The organism is Pseudomonas sp. GD04019 (assembly GCF_029837695.1).
Lineage (GTDB): Bacteria > Pseudomonadota > Gammaproteobacteria > Pseudomonadales > Pseudomonadaceae > Aquipseudomonas.
Genome location: NZ_JAOEEA010000002.1, coordinates 72,952 through 96,301 on the forward strand (window position 1 = coordinate 72,952; position 23,350 = coordinate 96,301).

Consider the following 23,350-nt stretch of genomic DNA (forward strand, 5'->3'; position numbering starts at 1 on the left):
GTTCAGCTCAGCTTGCGTGGGTGGGCGAAGGTAATGCGGAAGCAGCTGCCACCACCCTCGCGCGGTTTGTAGTCAAGGCGAGCCTGGTTGCTTTCGCACAGCTCGCGGGAAATATACAGGCCCAGGCCGGTGCCCTTGTTGTCCGTGGTGTAGAAGGGCTCGAAGATATGTTGCAACTGCTCTACTGGCACCCCTGGTCCGTCGTCCAGCACTTCCAGAGTGGGCAGATCGCTCTCGGCGTCGCGATAGAGCTTAAGCCACACTTGGCCCAGTTGGTGGCTTTGGGCGCTATAGCGCAGGCCGTTCTGCACCAGGTTGGTCAGCACCTGGGTCAGTTGGTGTGGGTCCATTCGGGTTTGCAGGCTGCCAGTACTGGTTTCCAGGTGCAGGGTCTGATCCAGGCGTGCCGAATTGCGGAACTCGCTGGCGAAGCGATGTAGCCAGTACTTCAGGTCGAGCAGTTGCGGCTCGGCCTGGCGGCGACGCGAAAGCTGCAATACGTTCTCGATCACCATGTTCATCCGCCGCGAGTGATCCTGGATGATCTGGGCCAGGCGCCGGTCAGGTTCCTCCAGGTCTTCCGACTCCTGCAGTAGCTGCGCGGCGTGGCTGATGGCGCCCAGCGGGTTGCGGATCTCATGGGCGATGCCGGCAGTCAGTCGGCCAAGCGAGGCTAGCTTGAGCTGCTGGGCCTGCTGGGTAACTTGAGAGATATCGTCCAGGAAGATCAGTGTGTGCTGCTCATCGCCTCTATGTAAGGGGATAAAGCTGGGCTGCAACAGAGGTCCATCGGCTACCGCCTGCAGGCTCTGCGGACGCAGGGTCGGATTGTGCTGCCATTGCTGAAGGCGCTGGACGAGATCCGGGCAATGTGGGTCCAGTACCTTGTTTTCCAGCCTGCTGCGGCCAAGCATGCCGAGGGCGCCCTGGTTGGCCAGCAACACCTTGTGTTGCTTGTCCAACACCAGGATGCCGGTGCGCATGCGTTGCAGAATCAGCGAGTTGAGCGCTTCAAGGCTGGCGACATCGACCGCCCTTTGTTCAGCCAGGCTTTCGCTCTGTTGCAGGCGTTGGCTGAGGCCTTGGAGGAAAATCGCCGCGGCAAAACAGAGTGCACCCAGTGCGCCAGCCTGGACGAACTGAGTGCCGGCTGCGGGGCGATGCAGGCTCAGATAGAAGGTGAGGGCCAACATGCCGATGGCGGCGGCGGCGGCAATCAGCAGGCCGACCCTCCCGCGTAGCAGAATGTTTGCAATCGCCACTGCCACGATCAGCAGGTTGCCGATCCCGCTAGGCGTGCCGCCTGCTGAGTAGAACAGTGCGCATAGCAGGAGTACGTCCAGCAGTGCCAGGCCAAACACCTGAATCAGGTACTTGGGGCGCTGCATCAGCGCCGTTATCAGGACGTTGACGATCAGGTACGCCCAGCTGCCGTAGCGGAACAGCTGTACATGCGCCAGCTCCAGCAGCTCGCTGTCCAGTTTGCTGGAGATCAACAAGACTAGCGCCAGGCCGAGGGCAACCCGGTACAGGTTGTATAGCCGCAGTATCCGGCGGCCGGGAATGCCGTCGAGAGTCAGGTGCTCTGCGCTCACTGCCGTGGCTGCCCCTGTTCCAGATGTGCCTGGCTGCAATACCAGAGCTGTTCTTGCGAGAGGGCCTTGTCGCGTGGCACATGCACGCCGCACTGGGCGCAGCGCACCATGGGTGCCGGCTGACCTTCAGCTGGCTTTGCCGATGGGGCGGCGGGGCGATTGAAGCGGCGCCACAACCAGACGGCGGCGGCGATCACGGCGACCCAGAACAGCAGACGGAACATGGTGTGCTCTCTTGTTGGCAGGCTGGCAGTTTAGCCAAGGAGTCGCTTGAGGCGCAGCAGGAAAACGCCGTTGTTCTGCACTGCTGCGCGGGGCGCGGGCATGAAAAAGGGAGGCCAGGCCTCCCTTGTTGTATCGCGCTAACGACTCAGTCGAACAGGCCGAAGGTCATGTAGCTGAACCAGGAACGGTCGTCGCTGTTACCTTCCGCTTCGCTCTCCAGGTCCTCCTGAGCTTCTTCGCCCTGGTTTTCCGGCTGCAGTTCGTCCGGAATCTCTTCCTGGGCTTCCTCGTACTGGCGAATCACGTCCTGGCTGGCGCGGGTCTCGCCCGGCGGCAGCGGTGCATCGGATTCGATCAGGCCGAGAGTGGCCTTGGCCAGCCAGGAGCGGTTGTCGGCCTCTTCTTCCAGGGGCACGAACTGGCCGTCGACCAGGGTGGGGTGGTCCGGGTAGTTCAGTTTCAGGGTTTCCAGGCTGGTGGCGGCCAGGTCATTCAGCTCCAGGCGCTGGTAGGCCTCGACCATAAGGGCCAGGCCGTCGCCTACGGCGGGAGTTTCCTGGAAGTTTTCCACCACGTAGCGACCACGGTTGGCGGCGGCGACATAGGCCTGGCGGGTCAGGTAGTAGCGGCCCGCGTGGATCTCGTAGGCGGCCAGCAGGTTGCGCAGGTAGACCATGCGCGCCTTGGCGTCCGGCGCGTAGCGGCTGTTGGGGTAGCGGCTGGTGAGCTGGGCGAACTCGTTGTACGAGTCACGGGCGGCGCCCGGGTCGCGCTTGGTCAGGTCTAGCGGGATGAAACGGGCGATCAGGCCACGGTCCTGGTCGAACGAGGCCAGACCCTTGAGGTAGTAGGCGTAGTCGACGTTGGCGTGCTGCGGGTGCAGGCGAATGAAGCGCTCGGCGGCGGACTTGGCGGCCTCTGGCTCGACGTTCTTGTAATAGGCGTAGATCAGTTCGAGCTGGGCCTGCTCGGCGTAGCGGCCGAAGGGGTAGCGCGACTCCAGGGCCTTCAGCTTGGCGATGGCATTGTTGTAGCTGTTGCTGCTGAGGTCTTCCTGGGCCTGCTGGTAGAGCTCGGTCTCGCTAAGGTTCTCATCCACTTCCGGTTTGTTGGAGGAGCACGCGGCAACGAAGGCGAGGGTGGCGATCAGCAGCAGGTGTTTCACTTGCATGGTGGCTTGCGTCCCTGTGACGGCGGCTGTCTAGGCCTCGACCGTCCTGTTATGATGAGCGCCCCGGAAAATGCCGGGACAAAGACGCCGTATTTAACCACAGCGTGCCGCCGAAACCAAAAGCCGCACCGCCCTCCGCAGCAGCCCATGTCCGAAGATTCCGATCAGCTCATCCAACTCACCGCCGAAGTGCCGTCCGACCTCGGTGGTCAGCGCCTCGACCAGGTCGCCGCCCAGCTGTTCGACGAGTACTCGCGCTCGCGCCTGTCGACCTGGATTAAGGACGGCCGCCTGACCGTCGATGGCGCCGTCATTCGCCCGCGCGACATCGTCCACAGCGGCGCCGTGCTCAGCCTGGAGGCCGAACAGGAGGCCCAGGGCGAGTGGGTGGCGCAGGATATTCCGCTGAACATCGTTTACGAGGACGAGCACATTCTGGTGATCGACAAGCCGGCGGGCCTGGTGGTCCACCCGGCGGCCGGGCATGCGGATGGCACGTTGCTCAACGCCCTGCTGCACCACGTGCCGGACATCATCAACGTGCCGCGCGCCGGCATCGTCCATCGCCTGGACAAGGACACCACCGGCCTGATGGTGGTGGCCAAGACCCTGCAGGCGCAGACCAAACTGGTCGACCAGCTGCAGAAGCGCACGGTCAGCCGCATCTATGAATGCATCTGCATCGGCGTGATCACCTCCGGTGCCACGGTCGACGCGCCGATTGGCCGCAGCTCGGCCAACCGCCAGCGCATGGCGGTGATCGACGGCGGCAAGCCGGCCGTGACCCACTACCGGGTGCTGGAGCGCTTCCGCTCGCATACCCATGTGCGGGTCAAGCTGGAGACCGGGCGCACCCACCAGATTCGCGTGCACATGACCCATGTCGGTTATCCGCTGATCGGCGACCCGCTGTATGCCGGGCGCTTCCGTATTCCGCCGGCAGCCAGCCCGACCCTGGTGCAGACCCTCAAGGAATTTCCGCGCCAGGCCCTGCATGCGCGCTTCCTGGAGCTGGAGCATCCGGCCACCGGTCAGCGCATGAAGTGGGTTTCGCCGCTGCCGGAAGACCTGGTGTGGATGCTTTCGCTGCTGCGTCAGGACAATGAATCCTTCGTCTGACTGGCTGCAGCCGGACTGGCCGGCACCGGCCAACATCCGTGCCTGTGTCACCACGCGTGCCGGTGGCACCAGTCTGCCGCCCTTTGACAGCCTCAACCTCGGTGATCATGTCGAGGATGATCCGCAAGCCGTGGCCGATAACCGCTACCTGCTGGTCGAGCGCCTGGATTGCCAACCGGCATGGCTAAAGCAGGTGCACAGCCCCGGCGTGGTCGAAGCCGATCCTACCCAAGTGCCCATCGCAGACGCCTGCTGGAGTGCCAAGCCGGGCATCGCCTGCTGCGTGCTGACCGCCGACTGCCTGCCGGCGCTGTTCTGCGACCGTGCCGGTACTCGCGTGGCGGCGGCCCATGCCGGCTGGCGTGGGCTGGCCGGTGGGGTGCTGGAAAATACCCTGGAGGCGCTGGCGGTCGAGCCCGCCGAGATGCTGGTCTGGCTGGGGCCGGCCATCGGCCCGCAGGCCTTCGAGGTTGGCCCCGAGGTGCGCGAAGCCTTCCTGGCGCAGCATGCCGAGGCCGCGCAGGCCTTTCTCCCCAGCCGTAATCCCGGCAAGTACATGGCCGACATCTATGCCCTGGCCCGCATCCGCCTGGCGGCCCGCGGCGTCACTGCCGTGTATGGCGGCGGCCTCTGCACCGTCAGTGACGAGCGCTTCTTCTCCTATCGTCGAGCCGCCCGCACCGGGCGTTTCGCCTCGCTGGTGTGGCTGGTCGATTGATCCGCAGCAAATAGTTGGCGCTTGAATCGGCCGAAACTGTCCCTATCTACAGAGCAATACCGGGCTTCACTCAGAGGAGCAGTTCAGCGCTCCGGCCCGCTTTCTGAAGGAAGGACAATTCATGCGTATCGATCGTCTCACCAGCAAGCTCCAGCTTGCCCTGTCCGACGCCCAATCCGCGGCCGTCGGCCTCGACCATTCCGCCATCGAGCCGCTGCACCTGGTGCAGGCCCTGCTGGAGCAGCAGGGCGGCTCGATCAAGCCGCTGCTGATGCAGGTCGGCTTCGATGTCGGCGCCCTGCGCAAGGCCCTGGCCAAGGAGTTGGACGGCCTGCCCAAGATCCAGAACCCCACCGGCGACGTGAACCTGTCGCAGGACCTGGCGCGCCTGCTCAACCAGGCCGATCGCCTGGCCCAGCAGAAGGGCGACCAGTTCATCTCCAGCGAGCTGGTGCTACTGGCCGCCATGGACGAGAACACCAAACTGGGCAAACTGCTGCTGGCCCAGGGCGTGTCGAAGAAGGCCCTGGAGAACGCCATCGCCAACCTGCGCGGCGGCCAGGCGGTCAACGACCCCAATGTCGAGGAGTCGCGCCAGGCCCTGGACAAGTACTGTGTCGACCTGACCAAGCGTGCCGAGGAGGGCCGGCTGGACCCGGTGATCGGTCGTGACGACGAGATCCGCCGCACCATCCAGGTCCTGCAGCGCCGCACCAAGAACAACCCGGTGCTGATCGGCGAGCCCGGTGTCGGCAAGACCGCCATCGCCGAGGGCCTGGCCCAGCGCATCATCAATGGCGAGGTGCCGGATGGCCTGAAGGACAAGCGTCTGCTGGCCCTGGACATGGGTTCGCTGATCGCCGGGGCCAAGTTCCGTGGCGAGTTCGAGGAGCGCCTGAAGGCCGTGCTGAACGAGCTGGGCAAGCAGGAAGGGCGCATCATCCTGTTTATCGACGAGCTGCACACCATGGTCGGTGCGGGCAAGGCCGAGGGCGCGATGGACGCCGGCAACATGCTCAAGCCGGCCCTGGCCCGTGGCGAGCTGCATTGCGTCGGCGCCACCACCCTGGACGAGTACCGCCAGTACATCGAGAAGGACGCCGCCCTGGAGCGCCGCTTCCAGAAGGTGCTGGTGGACGAGCCGAGCGAGGAAGACACCATCGCCATCCTGCGTGGCCTCAAGGAGCGCTACGAGGTGCACCACGGCGTGACCATCACCGACGGCGCGATCATCGCCGCGGCCAAGCTCAGCCACCGTTACATCACCGACCGCCAGCTGCCGGACAAGGCCATCGACCTGATCGATGAGGCCGCCAGCCGCATCCGCATGGAGATCGACTCCAAGCCGGAGGCCCTGGATCGTCTGGAGCGCCGCCTGATCCAGTTGAAGATCGAGCGCGAGGCACTGAAGAAGGAAGACGACGAGGCGGCCAAGAAGCGCCTGGAGAAGCTGCAGGACGACATCGCCAAGCTGGAACTGGAGTACGCCGACCTGGAAGAGATCTGGAAGTCGGAGAAGGCCGAGGTGCAAGGCTCGGCGCAGATCCAGCAGAAGATCGAGCAGGCCAAGGCCGACCTCGAGGCGGCACGGCGCCGCTCCGATCTGCAGCGCATGGCCGAGCTGCAGTACGGGGTGATCCCGGACCTGGAGCGCAGCCTGCAGATGGTCGACCAGCACGGCAAGAGCGAGAACCAGCTGCTGCGCAACAAGGTCACCGACGAGGAGATCGCCGAGGTGGTGTCCAAGTGGACCGGCATCCCGGTGGCCAAGATGCTCGAGGGCGAGCGCGAGAAGCTGCTGCGCATGGAAGACGACCTGCACAAGCGGGTGATCGGCCAGCACGAGGCCGTGGTGGCGGTGGCCAATGCCGTGCGTCGTTCCCGCGCCGGGCTGGCCGACCCCAATCGCCCCAGCGGCTCCTTCCTCTTCCTTGGCCCCACCGGGGTGGGCAAGACCGAGCTGTGCAAGGCGCTGGCCGAGTTCCTCTTCGATACCGAGGAAGCCATGGTGCGCATCGACATGTCCGAATTCATGGAGAAGCACTCCGTCGCGCGCTTGATCGGCGCGCCGCCCGGCTACGTGGGCTACGAAGAGGGCGGCTACCTGACCGAGGCGGTGCGCCGCAAACCCTACTCGGTGATCCTCCTGGACGAGGTGGAGAAGGCCCATCCGGACGTGTTCAACGTGCTGCTGCAGGTACTCGAGGACGGTCGCCTGACCGACAGCCAGGGGCGTACCGTGGACTTCCGCAACGCCGTGGTGGTGATGACCTCCAACCTCGGCTCGGCGCAGATCCAGGAGCTGGTCGGTGATCGCGAGGCGCAACGCGCGGCGGTGCTGGACGCGGTGAGCAGTCACTTCCGCCCGGAGTTCGTCAACCGCATCGACGAGGTGGTGGTGTTCGAGCCGCTGGGCCGCGAGCAGATCGCCGGCATTGCCGAGATCCAGCTGGCGCGCCTGCGTCAGCGCCTGGCCGAGCGCGAGCTGAGCCTGGAACTGTCGGCCGAGGCGCTGGACAAGCTGGTGTCGGTCGGCTTCGACCCGGTCTACGGCGCGCGGCCGCTGAAACGGGCCATCCAGCGCTGGATCGAGAACCCGCTGGCGCAGCAGATCCTGGCCGGCAGCTTCCTGCCCGGCATGGCGATCCAGGCGCGGGTCGAGGGCGACGAAATCGTCTTCGCCTGAGTTCGGCGATCATGAAAAAAAGCCCCGGGAGACCGGGGCTTTTTCGTTCAGACCTGCAGGTGGCGCAACAGCAGCGCCAGGGGGCCGACCTGGTCGTCGGCCAGGTCGATGATATGGAAGCCGCACCAGCCGCTATGCCCGGCCTCGCCGGCGCGGCTCCACAGGCAGTCGGCGCCCACGCGCACTTCATGGATGCCGTCCAGGGGCTGGTCCAGCACCAGGCGGCACTCCCAGACCGAGTCGGCCTCCGGCGGAGCCTCGCTGGCCAGCATGAAGCCGTCCTCGGAAAGGTCGACGATGCGGCCCAGGCGGCGGCCGCTGTGCAGGTCGAGAACATCGATGCCCAGTTGCGTGGTGTGGCGGCTGTGCTGGCGACGATCGTCCATTCAGGCTCCTTGTCCGACTTCGTTGGCGCGCCCGGTGAAGCGCTGCAGAACGCGATAGATGGCGCCCAGGGCGCGATCCACCAGTGGCGCGCTGCGTTCCGGTGCGACGATGCGCGCCAGGCCCTGTTCCATTTCGTTGGCCAACTGGCGGATCGGCTTGACCGCCACCCGCTGGCCGCTGTGGTCGACGAACATGTAGTTGTGGGTGGTCGGGCTGAACCAGGACAGCTTGAGGGTCAGGGTGTCCTTGCCCTGGACGAACTCGAACCAAGTGCCGAACTCCAGCTGCTGCAGTTCCTTGATCAGCGCCTGGGCGCGTGCCGTCAGCTGGCCCTCGCGCTTGACCGGCTCGGCCAGCACCGCGTCCTCGCCGAGCATGGCGCCCAGCGGGCTTTCCTGCAGCTGGCTCTTGATCTGCGCGGCCAGCTGCGGCTGCTGCGCCTGCACCGCGTGCTGGCAGGCAACTATGTCCTGCAGCAGGCGGCGAATGCCGTCCTCGTGGTAGCCGCCGAGCAGCTCCAGGCCCTTGCGCAGCTCGTCCAGCAGGGTGACGCGCAGATTCTGCAGGCGGCTGCGGCCATCGGCGTCCAGCGGCGTGCCGCTCCAGGCCAGTTGCTCGGCCACCTCGCCGGCGCGCTGCCATTCGGCGCTGCGCTCGCCATGGCGCAGCAGGACGAAGACCAGTACGTCGGCCCAGGTCAGTTCGAGGAAGTTGTGGATCACGCTGGGCAACTGACGGTCGCGCAGCACGTTCTGGATCACCGCGACCGCCTGCTGGCGCGCGCCGAGCAGGCGGTCGCGACCTTTGGCAGCCTCCACCGCGCGTTTCTCGCGCAGCTCGACCTTGTGCTTGAGGGTGGTGACGAACTCGTTGAATTCCTCCAGCAGGTTGTCGAACAGCAGCAGGTCGCCGGTGAAGCCGTGGATCACCCGCTCCACCACCCAATGGATCTTCGCCAGCAGGCCGCGTTCGTCACCTTCGCCGCCATAGAGCACGCCGGCCTGGGCCATGGTGTTGAGCAGGCGCCGCGCCGGGTGGTGGTGCTGGGTGAACAGCGCCTTGTCCTGCAGCGCCACCTTCAGATAGGGCGTGTGCAGGTGGGAGAGAGCGGTCTTGCAGCTGTGCGGCAGGTTGTCGTCGTCGAGGATGAAGTCGAACAGCATGCCCACCAGGTCGATCACGTCGGCTTCCTGATCGGCCAGTTTCTGCTGGCCCGGCAGGCTGCTGAGGGACTCCAACTGCTGCTGCAGATTGACCTTGATGTCCTCTACCGGCTGCGGGCCCTGCAGGCGCTGGGTCAGAGTGCTGGCGGACTGCTGCTGCAGGCGCGTGAGCGCTTCGAGCAACTCGCCGGCGCTGTAGGTGCTGGTGGCCGTGCGTGGGGCGAAACTGGCGATGCTGCGGGTGCCGCCCGGCAGCGGTGCGTCGAGGTCCTGCTGGCGGCGCTCGCTGAGCAGGGCGGCCAGGCCGCCGAGCAACTGGCCGGGGTCCTGCGGCGGCGGGGCGCTGAGATCCGCCGGGGCCTGGATGATCGGTGCGGCGGCATAGGTGGTCTGCACCGCGCCGGCCTGGTTAGCCCCCGGAGGTGCGAAGGCGGGAGCTGGTACCGTGCCCGCTGGTGCCTGGGCTGCTGCCACGGTTGTACCGCCCTCCGCCGGGCGACTGGGCGGGCTCGCGGAGGGCGAGCGTTGGGCGGTGAACTTGAGGTTGGGCAGGATGCCGGCGTGGATCAGGCGCTGGTTGAGCATCTCGTACAGCGTATCCAGGCCCTGCATCACGTGCCGGTCGAACAGCATGTAGAGGATGACCTTGATCCGCAGCGGCAGCGGATGGGGTGTCAACGCCTCACGGAAGGCCTCGGCCAGGGCCTGGGGGCCGAAGGGGTTGGCATCCTCGACCAGCTTCTGGCCGTTGTTGAGCAGGGCCAGGCGCTGTTCCAGGGCGAACAGGGCGCGGCTGCTGCGCGCCTTGACCTTGCTGACCATGTTGGTCACCTGCAGGCTTTCCTCGTATTCCTCGTTCTGCATCAGGCTCAGGTTTTCGCTATCCGCGTCCCCCCCTTGAGCCTTGGCCTTGAGTTTGCCGTCGAGAAAGTCGGCGAAGTTCTGTGCGACGCGCTGGTGGTAGCTGCGCTCGATCTGCGGGCGCAGCTTGCGCAGGTCGCGCATGGCATCGAAGAACAGGCTCTGCACCTTGTTGTTCTCGGCCTTTTCGGCGCCTTCGAAGAGCGTGTCGTCGACCTGTGCGAACAGCCCCGTCAGGTGTTCGGCCAGGTTGTTCATCACCAGCTTGCGGCAATCCTGGACCAGCTCGCCAAAGCGGGGCTGGATGGCGCGGCTGGCGACGCCGGGAATCTGGGGTGGTGGGAGGTCCTGCGAGCTCATGCGGCGTCCTGGGGCGATAGCCAGGTCGCGGCTATCGCTGTGATCTCAAACATGTTTCTAGCAATAGAGTAGCCTTTTATTGCCGGTGGCGGTGCGGATGAAATAACTCGCTATCAGGGTTGACATAAGCATTCTGGGCCGTAAAATGGCGCGCCTCTGAGACGGGAATCGGCCTGGCCGGTCCGGTGGAAGAGGTGGGAAGACCGTAGTTCCGCGATAGCTCAGTCGGTAGAGCAAATGACTGTTAATCATTGGGTCCCTGGTTCGAGTCCAGGTCGCGGAGCCAACTTCCTATCGGGGTATAGCGCAGTCCGGTAGCGCGCTTGCTTTGGGAGCAAGATGTCGGGAGTTCGAATCCCCCTACCCCGACCATTTTTGGGTCGTTAGCTCAGTCGGTAGAGCAGTTGGCTTTTAACCAATTGGTCGTAGGTTCGAATCCTACACGACCCACCATTTAAACAATAAGCCCGCCTAGTGCGGGCTTTTTGTTGCCTGCCATCCATGGCGGCAACCCTTCGGGCCGTCGTCCGTTGGACGGCGTCAAAAATCGCTCCAGGCGATTTTTTGTTGTCTTCAGAAAAGGGGCGGCGAACCGCCCCGATTCCTTCTAGTGCAGCTTCAGGCGTGGCTCGGTGCTGCGGCCGATGCGGTCGCCGAGCATCAGCAGGGCGGTGCGCAGCACGCCATACAGCGCCATCTGGTGCATGCGGTACAGCGACACGTAGAACATCCGCGCCAGCCAGCCCTCCAGCTTGACGCTGCCCATCAGGTTGCCCATCAGATTGCCTACGGCGGAGAAGCGCGACAGCGAGATCAGCGAGCCGTAATCGCGGTAGCGGAATTCCGGCAGGGCCTGGCCGTCCAGGCGCAGCTTGAGCGCCTTGGCCAGCAGCGAGGCCTGCTGATGAGCGGCCTGGGCGCGCGGTGGGATGGTGCGTTCGCTGCCGTCGCCGAGCGGGCAGGCGGCGCAGTCGCCGAAGGCGAAGATGTTGTCGTCCAGGGTGGTCTGCAGGGTTGGTCGCACCAGCAACTGGTTGATGCGGTTGCTCTCCAGGCCGTCCAGGTCCTTGAGAAAGGCCGGCGCACGGATGCCGGCGGCCCACACCTTGAGGCTGGCGGGAACCTCCATGCCCTGGGCGGTGAGCAGTGCTTCGGCGGTCACCTGGCTCACCGCGGTGCCGGTCAGCACGGTGACGCCGAGCTTCTCCAGGGTCTTGTGTACCGGGCCGCTGATGCGCTCCGGCAGTGCCGGCAGCACGCGCGGGCCGGCCTCGATCAGGGTGATGCGCATGTTCTGTGGCTGGATGCGATCCAGGCCGTAGGCGGCCAGTTCGTGCGCGGCATGGTGCAGCTCGGCGGCCAGCTCCACACCGGTCGCGCCGGCGCCGACGATGGCCACGCTGATGCGGCCGTCGTCGCTCTTGCCGGCGTGGGCGCGCAGGTAGTGGCTGAGCATCTGCCGATGGAAGCGCTCGGCCTGCTCGCGGGTGTCGAGGAAGATGCAGTGCTCGGCGGCGCCGGGCGTGCCGAAGTCATTGGTGGTGCTGCCAACGGCGATCACCAGGCTGTCGTAGGTCAGCTCGCGTTCGGCCAGCAGCTCGCCGCCGTCCTCGTCCAGGGTGGCGGCGAGGCGGATCACCTTGCGCGCACGGTCCAGACCGCTCATGCGTCCGAGCTGGAACTCGAAGTGGTTCCATTTGCCCTGGGCCACGTAGTTCAGCTCGTCCTCGGAGGAGTTCAGCGAGCCGGCGGCCACCTCATGCAGCAGCGGTTTCCAGATATGGGTGAGGTTGGCGTCGACCAGCACGATGCTGGCCTGTTTGCGTTTGCCCAGGGTTCTACCCAGGCGGGTAGCAAGCTCCAGGCCGCCGGCGCCGCCGCCGACGATCACGATGCGATGAGTCATGGGGATATCTCACAAGGCTTAAGGAAATCGGTAGGCCCGACTGGGCGAGCGCGATGCGGCTCATAGCGCCAGTCCGACGAGCAGGCGGGAGAGGAGGCCGAGGCCGATCGTCAGGGCGATGACGATCAACAGAAGACGCCAGGGGCGGAACGGCTGGCGCTCCACCTGATGCTGCGGAGCGCTGAGGTATTGCTCGACGCGTTGCTGGTCTTCCGGGCTGAGACGGCTGCTCATGGCGATCCTCTCGAAGAATGTGCCCATTCTAGGCATGTCCCTCATGCCGGCTCAACGCGCACTTGATCGTCCAGGTGGATGATGCCGCCTTCGATCACCCGCGCGGTGATCCCGCCATGCCCCGCATGGCCTGGAAAGTGCCCAGGCCGAGGCGCTGGCACCAACCGGTGGTTTCCAGCAGTGCCTGACCGATGCCAAAGCGCCGGCCCTTGAGGCTGAACAGATTGATGCCGGCGACGGCGATATTGCGGCGCAGATCGGCCGGAGTGATCTCGCGTTCCAGTAGCGCGCTGACCACTGCCAGGTGTTCCCACTGGATCCGCGTCACCTGACGTGCGTTGCGTGGCCCGGGGCGGGCGTGATCGCCGGTCAGGCCGGCTTCGCGCCTGGCCTCGCCGGCCTCGGGTTCGAGCATCGCGCCGCTCGCCTGCGGGCGTACGCCGAGCCAGCGCCCGCGGCCGCACTGGCGCACAGGGGCGAGCAGCTCCAGCAGTTCGCTCACAGGCTGATACCGACGTCGAACAGCACGGTGCGGCCCAGGTTGTGGCGCAGGAAGTCCGGCGCGTCGCGGTGGGCGAACAGCACCCGGGCGTAGTTGGGGCCGACCAGAGACAGCGAGCGCCAGCCCTGGCGCAGGTATTCGCTGGGTGGCGGGAAGGGGCTGTTGAGGTCCAGCACCTCGCGCTTGAGGCTGACGTAGGCGAGCAGGTCCAGTTCGCCCGGTTCGAGGCCACGTTCGCCATAGTTGTGCGCCTTCTTGCGTAGGGTCGGCGCCAGGCGCGCCTGCAGTTCGCTGGCCGGAATACGCCGTGGGCGCGCCTCGCGGCGCAGCAGCTGGCTGAGGGACAGGGCGCTGCGGCGGCGCTGCAACTCCTCGCGCCACTCGTCATTGAGGCGGCGATCACGATCGAGTACGAAGAACACCTCGAAGTTGGCGCCGCGGAACAGCACGTCCGGCGGTTCCTGGCCGGTGGCGAACTCGTCCTGCCGGTGGCGCAGGTTGAGCGCCGTCAGCAAACGCTGGCAGACCCAGCGCTCGCGCTCCCATTTGCGTGCATTGGAGAGGAATTCGTTGGCCTGTTCCGCCTGGCGTGTGAGCAGGCGCAGGTAGTCGGAGTCGTCCATAGGCCGCAGCATAGCGTAAAAGCCAGACGCGCCCGGGCGCGGTAGACTGCGCCGAGCAGCCACGGAAACCGCCATGCAGATACGCGCCATCCTCCCCGCCGACCACGCCGCATTGCTCGCGCTGTGGCAGCGCACGCCGGGCATCCGTGTTCGCCCCGAGGATGCCTACGAGCCGTTCTGCCGCTATCTGGCGCGCAATCCCGAGCTGAGTCTGCTGATCGAGGCCGACGGCACGCCCATCGCCTGTCTGCTGGCGGGCCACGACGGTCGCCGTGGCTATCTGCAGCATCTGGTGGTCGATGCTCACTGGCGTGGTCGCGGCCTGGCCAGGGCGCTGCTGGACGAGGTGCTGGCCAGGCTGGGGGCGCTCGGCGTGGGCAAGTCCCACGTCTTCGTGCTGCGCGATGCGCCTGAGGCTCTGGATTTCTGGCAGGCGCAGCAGGGCTGGAGTGCACGCACGGATATCCAGGTGTTCTCGACCGGGAGCGCATCATGATTGCCGCCGAGCTGTTGTTGCCGGCCAGCCTGTGGCTCGGCTGGCTGAGTTACGCCCTGGTGCTGTTGTGGGCGCTATGGCGCGCGCCCTGGGTCGAGCTGTTCAGCGACCAGCGCCGCCAGCACCTGCTGTTCGGCACGATGCTGGCGCTGTTTCTGTTTTGGCTGGTGCGTCGCGACTTCGCCTCGGGGCTGTCCTTTCACTTTATCGGCATGACCGCCGTGACCCTGCTGCTGGACTGGCCGCTGGCGCTGCTCTGCGGCTTTGCCGCGCAACTGGGCTTGCTGGCGCTGGGGCGCCTGGACTGGGCGGCCCTGGGCGTCAATGGCCTGCTGCTGGTGGCTGTGCCGGTGGCCATCGCCGAAACCTTTGCCGTGCTGGTGGAACGGCGCCAGCCGCGCAATCTGTTCGTCTATATCTTCTGCTGCGGCTTCTTTCCCGCCGCGCTGACAGCGCTGGTCTGTCTGCTCGGCGGGTTGGGGCTGCTCTGGCATGACGGCCTGTACGTCATGCCGCCCTGGCTGGAGGACTTCATTGGCTACCTGTGGCTGGTGATGTTCCCCGAGGCCTTTATCAACGGCATGCTGATCACCGGGCTGGTGGTGTTCTATCCGGACTGGCTGGAGACCTTCAATCGCACCCGTTACCTGGCGGCGCCGTGGAAGGGCGACGATACGGATCGCCGTCCATAAGCGCGGTTTATCTCGCTAGCGCAGCTGATCTGGATCAACGCTCGCGGCTCACCCTGCCGCCATGCTGGGGGAAATGGCGCGGGAGGGCGGGATCATGGGTGTGCACGCATGGGCGCGGCGGGAGCTGGAGAGCAGCCTGCAGCAGGCGCAGAGGCAGGGCTTCGACCCGTTGCTGAGTCTGCGGGCGCTGCTCAGCGAGGCGGTGGAACTGAATCGCCTGGAGCGCGAGGTGGCCGATCTGGCGCAGGAGCTGCAGTTTCTCGCCGACAATCTGGATCCGGAGCGTGACTACGCCTTTATGCGGCCGTGATGGGCGGCGGTGTGATCAGTGCTCGCGCGGTGGCAGGTCGTCGGAGAATGGCGAGTCCTCCAGGGAGTCGCCGGGAATGGCGTGGCTCTCCGACGCCCAGGCACCGAGGTCGATCAGCTTGCAGCGTTCGCTGCAGAACGGACGGTTGGGGCTCTGCGGCCCCCATTCCACGGGTGCTCCGCAGGTCGGACATTCCACTGTGGTGCTCATGGTTGGCCTCCGCGCAGGGTCAGGTAGAAATGGTGTAGGCGTTCAACCTCGCTCTGTAGCCAGGCCAGGTCGCGGTCGTTGATCAGCACGTCGTCGGCGTGACGCAGGCGCTCTTCGCGGCTGGTCTGCGCCTTGAGGATGGCGCGGATCTGCTCTTCGGAGCTGCTGTCGCGCAGCATGCTGCGTTGCAGTTGTAGATGTTCGGGCGCATCGACCACCAGCACGCGCTGGGTCATGCGGTGCTGGCCGGACTCTACCAGCAGTGGCGACACCAGAATGGCGTAGGGCGATTCGGCGCGCGCCAAGTGCTGGTTGATCTCCTGGAATATCAGGGGGTGCAGCAAGCCTTCAAGCCAGCGGCGTTGTTGCTCGTCCTGAAACACCAGATGGCGCAGAGCTGTGCGATCCAGCGTGCCGTCGGCCTGCAGTACCTGCGCGCCGAAGCGCTCGACAATCGTCGCCAGGGCAGGACGCCCCGGCTCGACTACCCAGCGGGCTGCGTGATCGGCGTCCACCAGGTGTACGCCGAGGTCGATGAAGTGCTGGGCGACGGCGCTCTTGCCGCTACCGATGCCGCCCGTGAGGCCGAGAATCCAGGGTTTGCTCATCTAAAACCGGCGAAGTGCAGATAGGTTCCGGTTATTTGATCACCCCAGAGCAATGCGATCCAGCCGGCAATGGCCAGATAGGGGCCGAAGGGGATGGGTGTGCTGGTTTCCTGGTTGCGCAAACGCAGCATGATCACCCCGAGCACGGCGCCGACCAGCGAGGAGAGCAGGATGGTCAGCGGCAGAATCTGCCAGCCACCCCAGGCGCCCAGCATGGCCAGCAGCTTGAAATCGCCGTAACCCATGCCTTCCTTGCCAGTCAGCAGCTTGAACAGCCAGTACACCGACCACAGGCTCAGATAGCCGGCGACGGCGCCCCACAGGGCGTCCTCCAGGCTGGTGAAAACACCAAAGAGGTTGGCGATCAGGCCCAGCCACAGCAGCGGCAGCACCAGAGCATCTGGCAGCAGCTGGTGATCGCAGTCGATCATGCTCATCGCCAGCAGGCCCCAGGTCAGCACCAGCACTCCAGCTGCCTGCCAGCCGAAGCCGTAGTGGAATGCCACATAGCCCGAGAGCAGGCCGCAAGCCAGTTCGATCAGCGGATAGCGCTTGCTGATGGGGGTCTTGCAGCCAGAGCACTTGCCGCGCAGGAGCAGGTAGCTGACTACCGGGATGTTCTCCCAGGGGCGAATCTGATGGCCGCAGTTTGGGCAGCAGGAGTTTGGCAGGAGCAGGTTGAAGATTTCCTGCTTGGGCTCCTCGGGTAATTCAAGAATCTCCCGTGCCTGCTGGCGCCAGTCGCGCTGCATCATGACTGGAAGGCGGTAGATCACCACATTGAGGAAGCTGCCTATTAGTAGGCCGAGCAGGACTGCGGGTAAAATAAAGGTCGGCAAATTGCCGGCCAGGAAGTCGAAAGGCATGGCTTAACCTACAACCGCGCCCAGTTGGAAAATCGGTAGGTACATGGCGATGATGAGGCCGCCAACTAGCACGCCGAGCACGGCCATGATCATTGGCTCCATCAAGGCCGTTAGGCCATCCACCGCGTTATCAACTTCTGCCTCGTAATAGGAGGCAACTTTGTCGAGCATTTCGTCCAAGGCGCCGGACTCTTCGCCAATCGCCGTCATCTGAATGGCAAGCGCTGGAAATACGCCTGTGGTGCGCATCGAGAAGTTCAGTTGCGTCCCCGAGGAAACATCTTGCTTGATTGAGGCAACTGCGTTGCGGAAGACAACATTGCCAGCGGCACCTGCCACGGAGTCCAGAGCTTCGACCAGTGGAACCCCAGCCGAAAAAGTCGTAGCAAGGGTGCGCGCGAATCTAGCTACCGTGGCTTTGTATAGGATATCGCCAACAATCGGAGCCTTGAGTATAGCTCGGTCGAAAGCGTCCCTGAATTTTTCTGAGCGCTTGTGAGACTCGCCAAAAGCGAAAATTGCTCCAGCGATAACCCCAAAATAGATAAACCACCATTCCTGCAGGTTGCGGGAGAGGTTCACTACCACCTGTGTAAAGGCTGGGAGTTCAGCGCCAAACCCTTGAAAAACGGCCTCGAACTGCGGGACAACCTTGATGAGCAAAATTGCTGTAACGATTATAGCGACCACAATCACTGCGATCGGATAGTTCATAGCCTTCTTGATTTTGGCTTTCAGTGCCTCGGTTTTTTCCTTATAGGTGGCGATGCGGTCGAGCAGAGTTTCCAGTGCGCCAGCCTGTTCACCTGCTTCCACAAGGTTGCAGTAGAGATCGTCAAAGTAAAGCGGCTTCTTGCGCAGCGACGAGGCGAAGCTGTTGCCTGCGGCAACCTCTTGTTTTACCTCGTCGATCAGCTTACGCATCTTGGGCTTTTCGAAGCCGTCACCGATAATATCGAAGGATTGCAGGAGGGGAACTCCAGCCTTCATCATAGTGGCCATCTGGCGGGTGAAGAGGGCTATGTCGATGGGCTTGATCTTCTTGCCGCCACCGCCACCGAAAAGATCCTTACCCTTCTTGCTGACTTTGGTGGGGTTGATTCCCTGCTTGCGCAGCTGAGCCTTGACTAGCGCCGGATTTTGGCCAGGCAATTCGCCTTTGACCTTAGCACCTTTCTTATTGGTGCCTTCCCATTTGAAGACACTTTGTTGTAGCGCTTTTTCCGCCATGGGTTAGTCCTTGGTCACGCGGTTCACTTCCTCGAGGCTGGTGACACCTTGCATCGCTTTCACCAAGCCCGAGGTTCGTAGGTCATTGAAGCCGTCTTTGCGCATCTGCGCGGAGATGTCGATAGAGTTTCCTTCCTCCATGATAATGCGTTGCAGTGCAGCCGTTACTTTAACTACTTCATAAATACCGACGCGCCCTTTGTAACCACCTTTGCAGTTTTCGCAGCCTACCGGGCCGTAAATCTTGAGGGTGCCGACTTTATCTGCCGGGAATCCTTCGCTCAGTAAGGTGTCGCGTGGTATAGCCACTTCCTTCTTGCAGCTTCCGCACAGCTTGCGTGCCAGGCGCTGAGCGATAATCAGGTTGACTGAAGTGGCTATGTTGAAGGAGGGCACGCCCATATTGCGTAGGCGAGTCAGTGTCTCTGCTGCGCTATTGGTGTGGAGGGTCGACATTACCATGTGCCCGGTCTGGGCAGCTTTCACTGCAATGGAGGCGGTGTCCAGGTCGCGGATTTCACCTACCATGATGATGTCTGGATCTTGTCGCAAGAAGGCGCGTAGAGCTTGGGTGAAATCCATACCTTGCTTGGGGTTGACGTTGACCTGGTTGATGCCTTCGAGGTTAATCTCGACTGGGTCTTCTGCGGTGGAGATGTTTACGTCCACTGTATTGAGAATATTCAGGCCGGTGTAGAGAGACACCGTTTTGCCGGAGCCGGTCGGCCCTGTGACCAGAATCATACCTTGCGGTTGCTTGAGTGCCGTCATGTAGAGTTCTTTCTGCTCCTCCTCGTAGCCCAGCGCGTCGATACCCATCTGTGCGCTGCTGGGGTCGAGAATCCGCATCACTATCTTCTCACCCCAAAGTGTCGGGAGTGTATTGACCCGAAAGTCGATGGACTTGGTCTTGGATATCTTCATCTTGATTCGGCCATCTTGCGGCTTGCGCCGTTCGGAGATGTCCAGGGCGGCCATTACCTTCAATCGAGCGCCAATGCGACTGGCGAGTTGGATCGGTGGACGCGCTACTTCATGCAAAATGCCGTCGGTGCGGAAGCGTACTCGGTAGTTTTTCTCATAAGGCTCGAAATGAAGGTCGGACGAGCCTCCCTTTATGGCATCCAGCAGCATCTTGTTAACAAAGCGAACCACAGGAGCATCGTCAGCCTCGTTGCCTCCTGTCTCCTCTTTATCATCGGTCATGGCCTCGACATCGAGACCTTCTAAATCAACGTCCCCAAGGTCCTCCATGCCGCTGGAGCCGCTATCGAAGAATTTCTCTAAGGCGTCGCCCAGCTTATCGTCCTCTACCAATAACGACTCGGTGCTGAGGCCTGTGCTGAACTGCACATCGGTAACGGCCTGATGGTTGGTTGGGTCGGAGATGGCAATAAACAGCTTATTGCCGCGTCGGAAAAGGGGGAGTATGCGATGCTGACGGCATAGCTTCTCGCTGATCAGATCGCGAGGTTGGGTCTCTTTGTCGAACGAGGCTAGGTTGAAGTAAGGGACGCCGAATTGCTCTGCGGCCACTTCGACGAGTTGGGCGCTCTTGAGGAGTTTGTTCTGTACTAGATAGGTGACGAGCGAAAGATTGTTGCGCTGCGCTTGTTGGTGCGCCTGCTGGGCGGCTCGCTCGTCGAGTAGTTCAGCTAGCACCAATTGTTTGGCGAGGCCTGTTAGGGCGGGCAATGGCTCGTTCATGTATAGGATTCGATGGTTGATAAATGCGGCTCTTATAGCCTAGATCAGTTTGGCTGCCAAACGCTGCTGGGGCAGATGACAAAAAATGTCATTTTTTGCTGAATCGCAAGTGTTTCTGATTCGATAAATGCCTTGCGAGTGTCTCTCCTCCCTTGGTGAGGTGGAGTGAGAGGTGGTAGTGAAGAGTTGGCATGCATGCTGCTTCATTGAAATCGGGTCGCTGACCTTCAATCAACAGGAGCGAAAATAATGCAAAAGCAAAAGGGCTTTACCCTGATCGAGCTGATGATCGTGATCGCGATCATCGGCATCCTGGCTGCCATCGCCATTCCGCAGTTCAACGAGTATCGCCAGCGTGCTAATGATACCTCTGCCGTTGCTGACACCAAAAACGGCATCACCGCTATTATCTCGTCGCTGCGCTAACTAGTTCTGGGAGATGTGAGAATGAAAAAGATTTCTTTGATCCTTGCGGGTCTTATGGTGTCTGGTTTGGCGTCTGCTGTGCAGATTGATAACTCTGGTGAGGCCGTAACCATGCAGGATTGCGACCTGCTCAACGAGGATGTGGCTGTCAACTTGACCAATGGCGTTCAGGCTGGCGTTCAATGCAATGCCAACGCAATTGCTATCTCGGCCTGCCATACTGGTGGTCGCAGGACGACTCGTACTGTTGATGTGACTACCTGTGACACTGCAACTCCTCCAGTCTGCACTACTGCACCTGCTCCTGTTACTGGTCCCGCTATGCCGACTGCAAGTACTCTGGCTGGTACTGTAATCAGTCAATACCCTGGTGGCGGTGATTGCACTGCTGCCACAGCAGAAACTAATGCCGGTCGCGTTGAGAACCTGCCCGCAGTAACGCCGTAATATTGGCGAGTGTTCTGAATGTTAAGGAGGGGGACGAAGTTGGTCCTCCTCTTTGTTTTAGGCGAAGTGTTGGTGAGGCCTCTATTCGGATGTAGTGGGGTTCGTATTTTTGATGTTTAGGGGTGTGTTTTTTTAATTGATTTATTTTATTTCTATCATTAATTTCTATTGTTATAGATATGTATTTTTTTAATGATTTTATAATTGCATTGCGTTTGGCTTTTAGGGCGAAATTTGCCTTGATGGCGTCTGGTTTGTTATTGGTGGTGCTGGTCGCTACGTTATTGTCTGCCTATTTTGGTGGTCGCCAGCCCGCTACCGTTGCTCTGGATGTGGGCTTTTCCACTATACGGCTGCTGTTGCCGCTGATGATTGTTCTGTTGGTGCAAGAGCTTTTATCGCGCGAGTTCGATAAGCGGTATTATCTTAACTCTCTCACGTACCCTCGGTCGCGCAGTCGTCTTCTGCTCGGTCGTTTTGCCGCAATTTTGGTGCTGATCTTGGTTCAGTTGCTAGTGTTGGGGTTGTTATTGATTGGTCTTGTAAAATTCATTAGTGGTTTCTATCCGCAAGCCGCGTCGATAGGGTTGGGGCAACCCTTTGCTATCGTTATCTTTTTCATCGCACTTGATCTGCTGGTGCTAATCACGTTGGCAACTTTGCTGTCGGTGGTCGCTTCGACTCCTAGTTTTGTTTTGATTGGTACCTTCGGTTTTATGTTGGTCGCGCGTTCCTATGGGGCCATCCTTGAGCTGCTTGGCAAGAATACTGGGCTGGTCAATGGCGCCGATGGATACCGAGCTAGCCTCGGAGTGCTGGGCTATTTTATGCCGGATCTAGGTGCGCTGGATGTGCGCATGCTGGCGCTTTACGGTAAGGTGGAATTTCTCCCCGCCGACTGGATTTGGTTGCTGCTGAGCTGTTTGGGGTATGCTGGCTCGTTGCTGGCATTAGCGTTGTGGGCCTTGCAGCATAAGCGTTTCGTATGATTATGTTGAGCTATCGTAATTCGGATCTGCTATTGGCACTCCTTGGCTTTGTTGTGTTTTCTGCAGCATCGCAGTGGCGCGCTAATACTCCTGTGCCAGAACCTCCGGTAGTTGAGGGGCGAGTGGTGGTTGCCGCGCCGGTGTTGTTGTTATTGTTTGGCGGGGATCGTTTTCTTGCTGCCAATTTGGAGGCTAAGCGTCTGGCGGCCACTGGTGTGGACTGGGGGCAAGCGGATACTGGCTATCTGACTCGTGCCCAGCACGAGGTTGCTGAGCTCAATCCTTGTCATGAAGATAACTATTACTTAGCTAATGGTTTGCTGACCTGGGGGGGGGCGGATCGCGAGGGTACTGAGGTGCTGCGGCGGGCTATGAGCTGCCGTTTTTGGGACGAGCTGCCGGCATTTTTTTACGGCTTCAACCAGGCGTTCTTCAACAAAGATATTGACGAGGCTAGCCGTGCCTTGGAGTTGGCGGCCCAGCGCGCGACCGGCAATGCGGCTGGCTTTCGCAAGCTGGCAGTTATGCTGCAAGCTGAAAGCTTTGTCGATGAGAGCCTTGCTCTGGATTATCTGACCACGCAGCGTGATGCGGCGCGTGACGACCCCAAGCTGCAACAGATGTTGGACAAGCGCGTGGTGCGCCTACAAGGGCTGGTAACGCTACGCGATGCGCAAAGGCGCTTTGAGGCGGGAGGGGGCTTGCTGATCAATCTCCAGCAGTTGGTCGACTCTGGGTTGCTTGAGGCCATTCCGGAGGATCCGCTGCGCCTGGGTTACGAGTTGATTGACGGGCGCGTCATCTTGAAGAGGATGAAGATTGCCGGTATGGAGGAGCAGCCTTGAGTGCGGCACTGGAGTTTCTCGGCGTCAGCAAGGTCTTTCACTCCAAGGGCAAGTCGGTTCGGGCGTTGCACGAGGTTAGCCTCCGCCTTACTGAAGGCGAAGTGTTCGGTTTTGTCGGTCCCAATGGGGCCGGCAAGTCGACCACTATCAAAGTTATGCTTGATCTAATTAACGATTATTCGGGCGAGGTGACCCTCTATGGTATTTCTTCGCGCAATCCCAGAGCGCGTGAGGGTATTGCCTATGTACCGGAGTCGCCGGCGCTGTATGAACAGTTCACCCCTTTAGAAATCTTACGCATGGCGTTGAGCATGTACGGGGTCGGGCGGCGGAACGCCGATGCCCAGTGCATGCAATGGCTGGAGCGCTTTTCCGTTGCGGAGAACGCTAAGCGTAAGATTCGAGAGTTGTCTAAAGGTAATGTTCAGCGTGTGGCGTTGGCTCATGCCATGGTTGTGCAGCCCAAACTATTAATTCTCGATGAGCCGCTTTCTGGTCTCGACCCCGTCGGTCGCAAGGACGTTGTCGAAATTCTTAACGAATACAAACATGGGGGCGGTGCCATCTTCTTTACCTCCCATGTGCTGCACGATGTCGAGCGCATCGCCGACCGCTTTGGCTTTATCAATAAAGGTGAGCTGCTAACGGTGCGCTCGCCGCGCGAGTTGGTGGCCGACCGCGCTGATACCCTGCTGGTACGCTTCAATGCTGTGGAAGGCTTCGAGCTACAGGCCAAGCGTTTACGTGAGGGGGAGTTCGTGCGGGAGGTCGCTCAGTCGCAGTTGCCAGAGTTTGTCGCGCGGCTGAATTTAGCTGGTGGTCATATCCTCACGGTGAAGCCGGCGGTTTCGCTGGAAACCGTGTTCTTCAAGATTCTCGAAGAGTCAGCGCCCAATTCCGAAGTGTAGGGCTGAGTGTCGCTTTGGTGGATAGTTTTCGACAGAATGCCCACCGATTGCCGGTGTGGCTCACTT

The 23,350-nt window shown here is 62.0% G+C and carries 24 protein-coding genes, 3 tRNA genes and 1 pseudogene; 14 read left to right on the top strand and 14 right to left on the bottom strand.

Going from position 1 to position 23,350, the window contains the following annotated elements:
- Positions 1 to 2: 2 nt before the first annotated feature.
- From N7607_RS02985 to N7607_RS02995, 3 genes are all read right to left on the bottom strand, one after another.
- Positions 3 to 1,595 (bottom strand): ATP-binding protein, encoded by a 1,593-nt coding sequence (locus tag N7607_RS02985; protein WP_279864495.1) that lies wholly within the window; start codon positions 1,593 to 1,595, stop codon positions 3 to 5.
- Positions 1,592 to 1,819: a PP0621 family protein gene (locus N7607_RS02990; RefSeq protein WP_279864494.1), complete on the bottom strand. Its 228-nt coding sequence runs from the start codon at positions 1,817 to 1,819 to the stop codon at positions 1,592 to 1,594. Before N7607_RS02990 ends, N7607_RS02985 begins: the two co-directional genes overlap by 4 nt.
- Before the next feature lie 146 nt (positions 1,820 to 1,965).
- The gene (locus N7607_RS02995; protein ID WP_279864493.1) at positions 1,966 to 2,991 is read right to left on the bottom strand and encodes an outer membrane protein assembly factor BamD; all 1,026 of its coding nucleotides are present in this window, start codon (positions 2,989 to 2,991) and stop codon (positions 1,966 to 1,968) included.
- 147 nt (positions 2,992 to 3,138) lie between these two features.
- Here N7607_RS02995 and rluD point away from each other — a divergent pair, with 147 nt between their 5' ends.
- From rluD to clpB, 3 genes are all read left to right on the top strand, one after another.
- Positions 3,139 to 4,110 (top strand): 23S rRNA pseudouridine(1911/1915/1917) synthase RluD, encoded by a 972-nt coding sequence (gene rluD / locus N7607_RS03000; protein WP_279864492.1) that lies wholly within the window; start codon positions 3,139 to 3,141, stop codon positions 4,108 to 4,110.
- Positions 4,094 to 4,828, top strand: a complete 735-nt coding sequence (gene pgeF, locus N7607_RS03005; RefSeq protein WP_279864491.1) for a peptidoglycan editing factor PgeF — start codon at positions 4,094 to 4,096, stop codon at positions 4,826 to 4,828. The genes rluD and pgeF overlap by 17 nt, the downstream gene beginning before the upstream one ends.
- Before the next feature lie 121 nt (positions 4,829 to 4,949).
- Positions 4,950 to 7,514, top strand: a complete 2,565-nt coding sequence (gene clpB / locus N7607_RS03010; protein WP_279864490.1) for an ATP-dependent chaperone ClpB — start codon at positions 4,950 to 4,952, stop codon at positions 7,512 to 7,514.
- A gap of 47 nt (positions 7,515 to 7,561) precedes the next feature.
- Here the strand turns inward: clpB and N7607_RS03015 are convergent, their stop codons facing one another.
- Positions 7,562 to 7,900 carry a PilZ domain-containing protein gene (locus N7607_RS03015; protein ID WP_279864489.1) on the bottom strand — a complete coding sequence of 113 codons (339 nt, stop codon included), beginning with the start codon at positions 7,898 to 7,900 and terminating at the stop codon, positions 7,562 to 7,564.
- Positions 7,901 to 10,285 carry a DUF1631 domain-containing protein gene (locus N7607_RS03020; protein WP_279864488.1) on the bottom strand — a complete coding sequence of 795 codons (2,385 nt, stop codon included), beginning with the start codon at positions 10,283 to 10,285 and terminating at the stop codon, positions 7,901 to 7,903.
- Positions 10,286 to 10,495: 210 nt separating this feature from the next.
- Between N7607_RS03020 and N7607_RS03025 the strand changes: the two genes are divergently transcribed.
- The 3 genes from N7607_RS03025 to N7607_RS03035 all read left to right on the top strand — a co-directional run bounded on the left by N7607_RS03025 (position 10,496) and on the right by N7607_RS03035 (position 10,738).
- Positions 10,496 to 10,571: transfer RNA gene (locus N7607_RS03025), tRNA-Asn, on the top strand.
- A gap of 9 nt (positions 10,572 to 10,580) precedes the next feature.
- A tRNA-Pro gene (locus N7607_RS03030) sits at positions 10,581 to 10,657 on the top strand.
- Positions 10,658 to 10,662: 5 nt separating this feature from the next.
- Positions 10,663 to 10,738 (top strand) — tRNA-Lys (locus tag N7607_RS03035).
- 154 nt (positions 10,739 to 10,892) lie between these two features.
- On the opposite strand, the gene N7607_RS03040 is transcribed toward N7607_RS03035, so the two are convergent.
- From N7607_RS03040 to N7607_RS03055, 4 genes and pseudogenes are all read right to left on the bottom strand, one after another.
- Positions 10,893 to 12,191: an NAD(P)/FAD-dependent oxidoreductase gene (locus N7607_RS03040; RefSeq protein ID WP_279864487.1), complete on the bottom strand. Its 1,299-nt coding sequence runs from the start codon at positions 12,189 to 12,191 to the stop codon at positions 10,893 to 10,895.
- Between the two features lie 60 nt (positions 12,192 to 12,251).
- Entirely contained in the window at positions 12,252 to 12,425 is a 174-nt protein-coding gene (locus N7607_RS03045; protein WP_137970907.1) for a DUF3094 domain-containing protein, read from the bottom strand.
- Positions 12,426 to 12,466: 41 nt separating this feature from the next.
- Positions 12,467 to 12,927, bottom strand: a pseudogene (locus N7607_RS03050) (MOSC domain-containing protein).
- Positions 12,924 to 13,550, bottom strand: a complete 627-nt coding sequence (locus N7607_RS03055; RefSeq protein WP_192399553.1) for a DUF1780 domain-containing protein — start codon at positions 13,548 to 13,550, stop codon at positions 12,924 to 12,926. The pseudogene N7607_RS03050 and the gene N7607_RS03055 overlap by 4 nt, the downstream one beginning before the upstream one ends.
- Before the next feature lie 46 nt (positions 13,551 to 13,596).
- Here N7607_RS03055 and N7607_RS03060 point away from each other — a divergent pair, with 46 nt between their 5' ends.
- From N7607_RS03060 to N7607_RS03070, 3 genes are all read left to right on the top strand, one after another.
- On the top strand, positions 13,597 to 14,046 hold the full coding sequence (locus N7607_RS03060) for a GNAT family N-acetyltransferase (RefSeq protein WP_279864565.1): 450 nt from the start codon (positions 13,597 to 13,599) through the stop codon (positions 14,044 to 14,046).
- Positions 14,043 to 14,738 (top strand): energy-coupling factor ABC transporter permease, encoded by a 696-nt coding sequence (locus tag N7607_RS03065; RefSeq protein ID WP_279864485.1) that lies wholly within the window; start codon positions 14,043 to 14,045, stop codon positions 14,736 to 14,738. Before N7607_RS03060 ends, N7607_RS03065 begins: the two co-directional genes overlap by 4 nt.
- A 94-nt stretch (positions 14,739 to 14,832) precedes the next feature.
- Positions 14,833 to 15,048, top strand: coding sequence for a hypothetical protein (locus tag N7607_RS03070; RefSeq protein WP_279864484.1), 216 nt, complete (start codon positions 14,833 to 14,835; stop codon positions 15,046 to 15,048).
- Between the two features lie 15 nt (positions 15,049 to 15,063).
- Here the strand turns inward: N7607_RS03070 and yacG are convergent, their stop codons facing one another.
- The 5 genes from yacG to pilB are packed head-to-tail and all read right to left on the bottom strand — an operon-like array spanning position 15,064 to position 19,669.
- Positions 15,064 to 15,258: a DNA gyrase inhibitor YacG gene (gene yacG / locus N7607_RS03075; protein ID WP_137970913.1), complete on the bottom strand. Its 195-nt coding sequence runs from the start codon at positions 15,256 to 15,258 to the stop codon at positions 15,064 to 15,066.
- A complete protein-coding gene (gene coaE, locus N7607_RS03080; protein WP_279864483.1) occupies positions 15,255 to 15,866 on the bottom strand; it encodes a dephospho-CoA kinase in 612 nt (203 codons plus the stop codon). The genes yacG and coaE overlap by 4 nt, the downstream gene beginning before the upstream one ends.
- Positions 15,863 to 16,732 (bottom strand): A24 family peptidase, encoded by an 870-nt coding sequence (locus tag N7607_RS03085; protein ID WP_279864482.1) that lies wholly within the window; start codon positions 16,730 to 16,732, stop codon positions 15,863 to 15,865. Before N7607_RS03085 ends, coaE begins: the two co-directional genes overlap by 4 nt.
- 3 nt (positions 16,733 to 16,735) lie before the next feature.
- Complete coding sequence (locus N7607_RS03090) at positions 16,736 to 17,962, bottom strand: type II secretion system F family protein (protein ID WP_279864481.1); 1,227 nt, start codon at positions 17,960 to 17,962, stop codon at positions 16,736 to 16,738.
- 3 nt (positions 17,963 to 17,965) lie between these two features.
- Positions 17,966 to 19,669 carry a type IV-A pilus assembly ATPase PilB gene (gene pilB / locus N7607_RS03095; RefSeq protein WP_279864480.1) on the bottom strand — a complete coding sequence of 568 codons (1,704 nt, stop codon included), beginning with the start codon at positions 19,667 to 19,669 and terminating at the stop codon, positions 17,966 to 17,968.
- 249 nt (positions 19,670 to 19,918) lie between these two features.
- On the opposite strand from pilB, the gene N7607_RS03100 reads away from it, so the two are divergent.
- From N7607_RS03100 to N7607_RS03120, 5 genes are all read left to right on the top strand, one after another.
- Positions 19,919 to 20,095: a prepilin-type N-terminal cleavage/methylation domain-containing protein gene (locus N7607_RS03100; protein WP_279864479.1), complete on the top strand. Its 177-nt coding sequence runs from the start codon at positions 19,919 to 19,921 to the stop codon at positions 20,093 to 20,095.
- Between the two features lie 21 nt (positions 20,096 to 20,116).
- Entirely contained in the window at positions 20,117 to 20,542 is a 426-nt protein-coding gene (locus N7607_RS03105) for a hypothetical protein (protein ID WP_279864478.1), read from the top strand.
- A gap of 179 nt (positions 20,543 to 20,721) precedes the next feature.
- Positions 20,722 to 21,531, top strand: coding sequence for an ABC transporter permease (locus tag N7607_RS03110; RefSeq protein WP_279864477.1), 810 nt, complete (start codon positions 20,722 to 20,724; stop codon positions 21,529 to 21,531).
- Positions 21,528 to 22,376: a hypothetical protein gene (locus N7607_RS03115; RefSeq protein WP_279864476.1), complete on the top strand. Its 849-nt coding sequence runs from the start codon at positions 21,528 to 21,530 to the stop codon at positions 22,374 to 22,376. Before N7607_RS03110 ends, N7607_RS03115 begins: the two co-directional genes overlap by 4 nt.
- On the top strand, positions 22,373 to 23,284 hold the full coding sequence (locus N7607_RS03120) for an ABC transporter ATP-binding protein (RefSeq protein ID WP_279864475.1): 912 nt from the start codon (positions 22,373 to 22,375) through the stop codon (positions 23,282 to 23,284). The genes N7607_RS03115 and N7607_RS03120 overlap by 4 nt, the downstream gene beginning before the upstream one ends.
- Positions 23,285 to 23,350 lie beyond the last annotated feature (66 nt).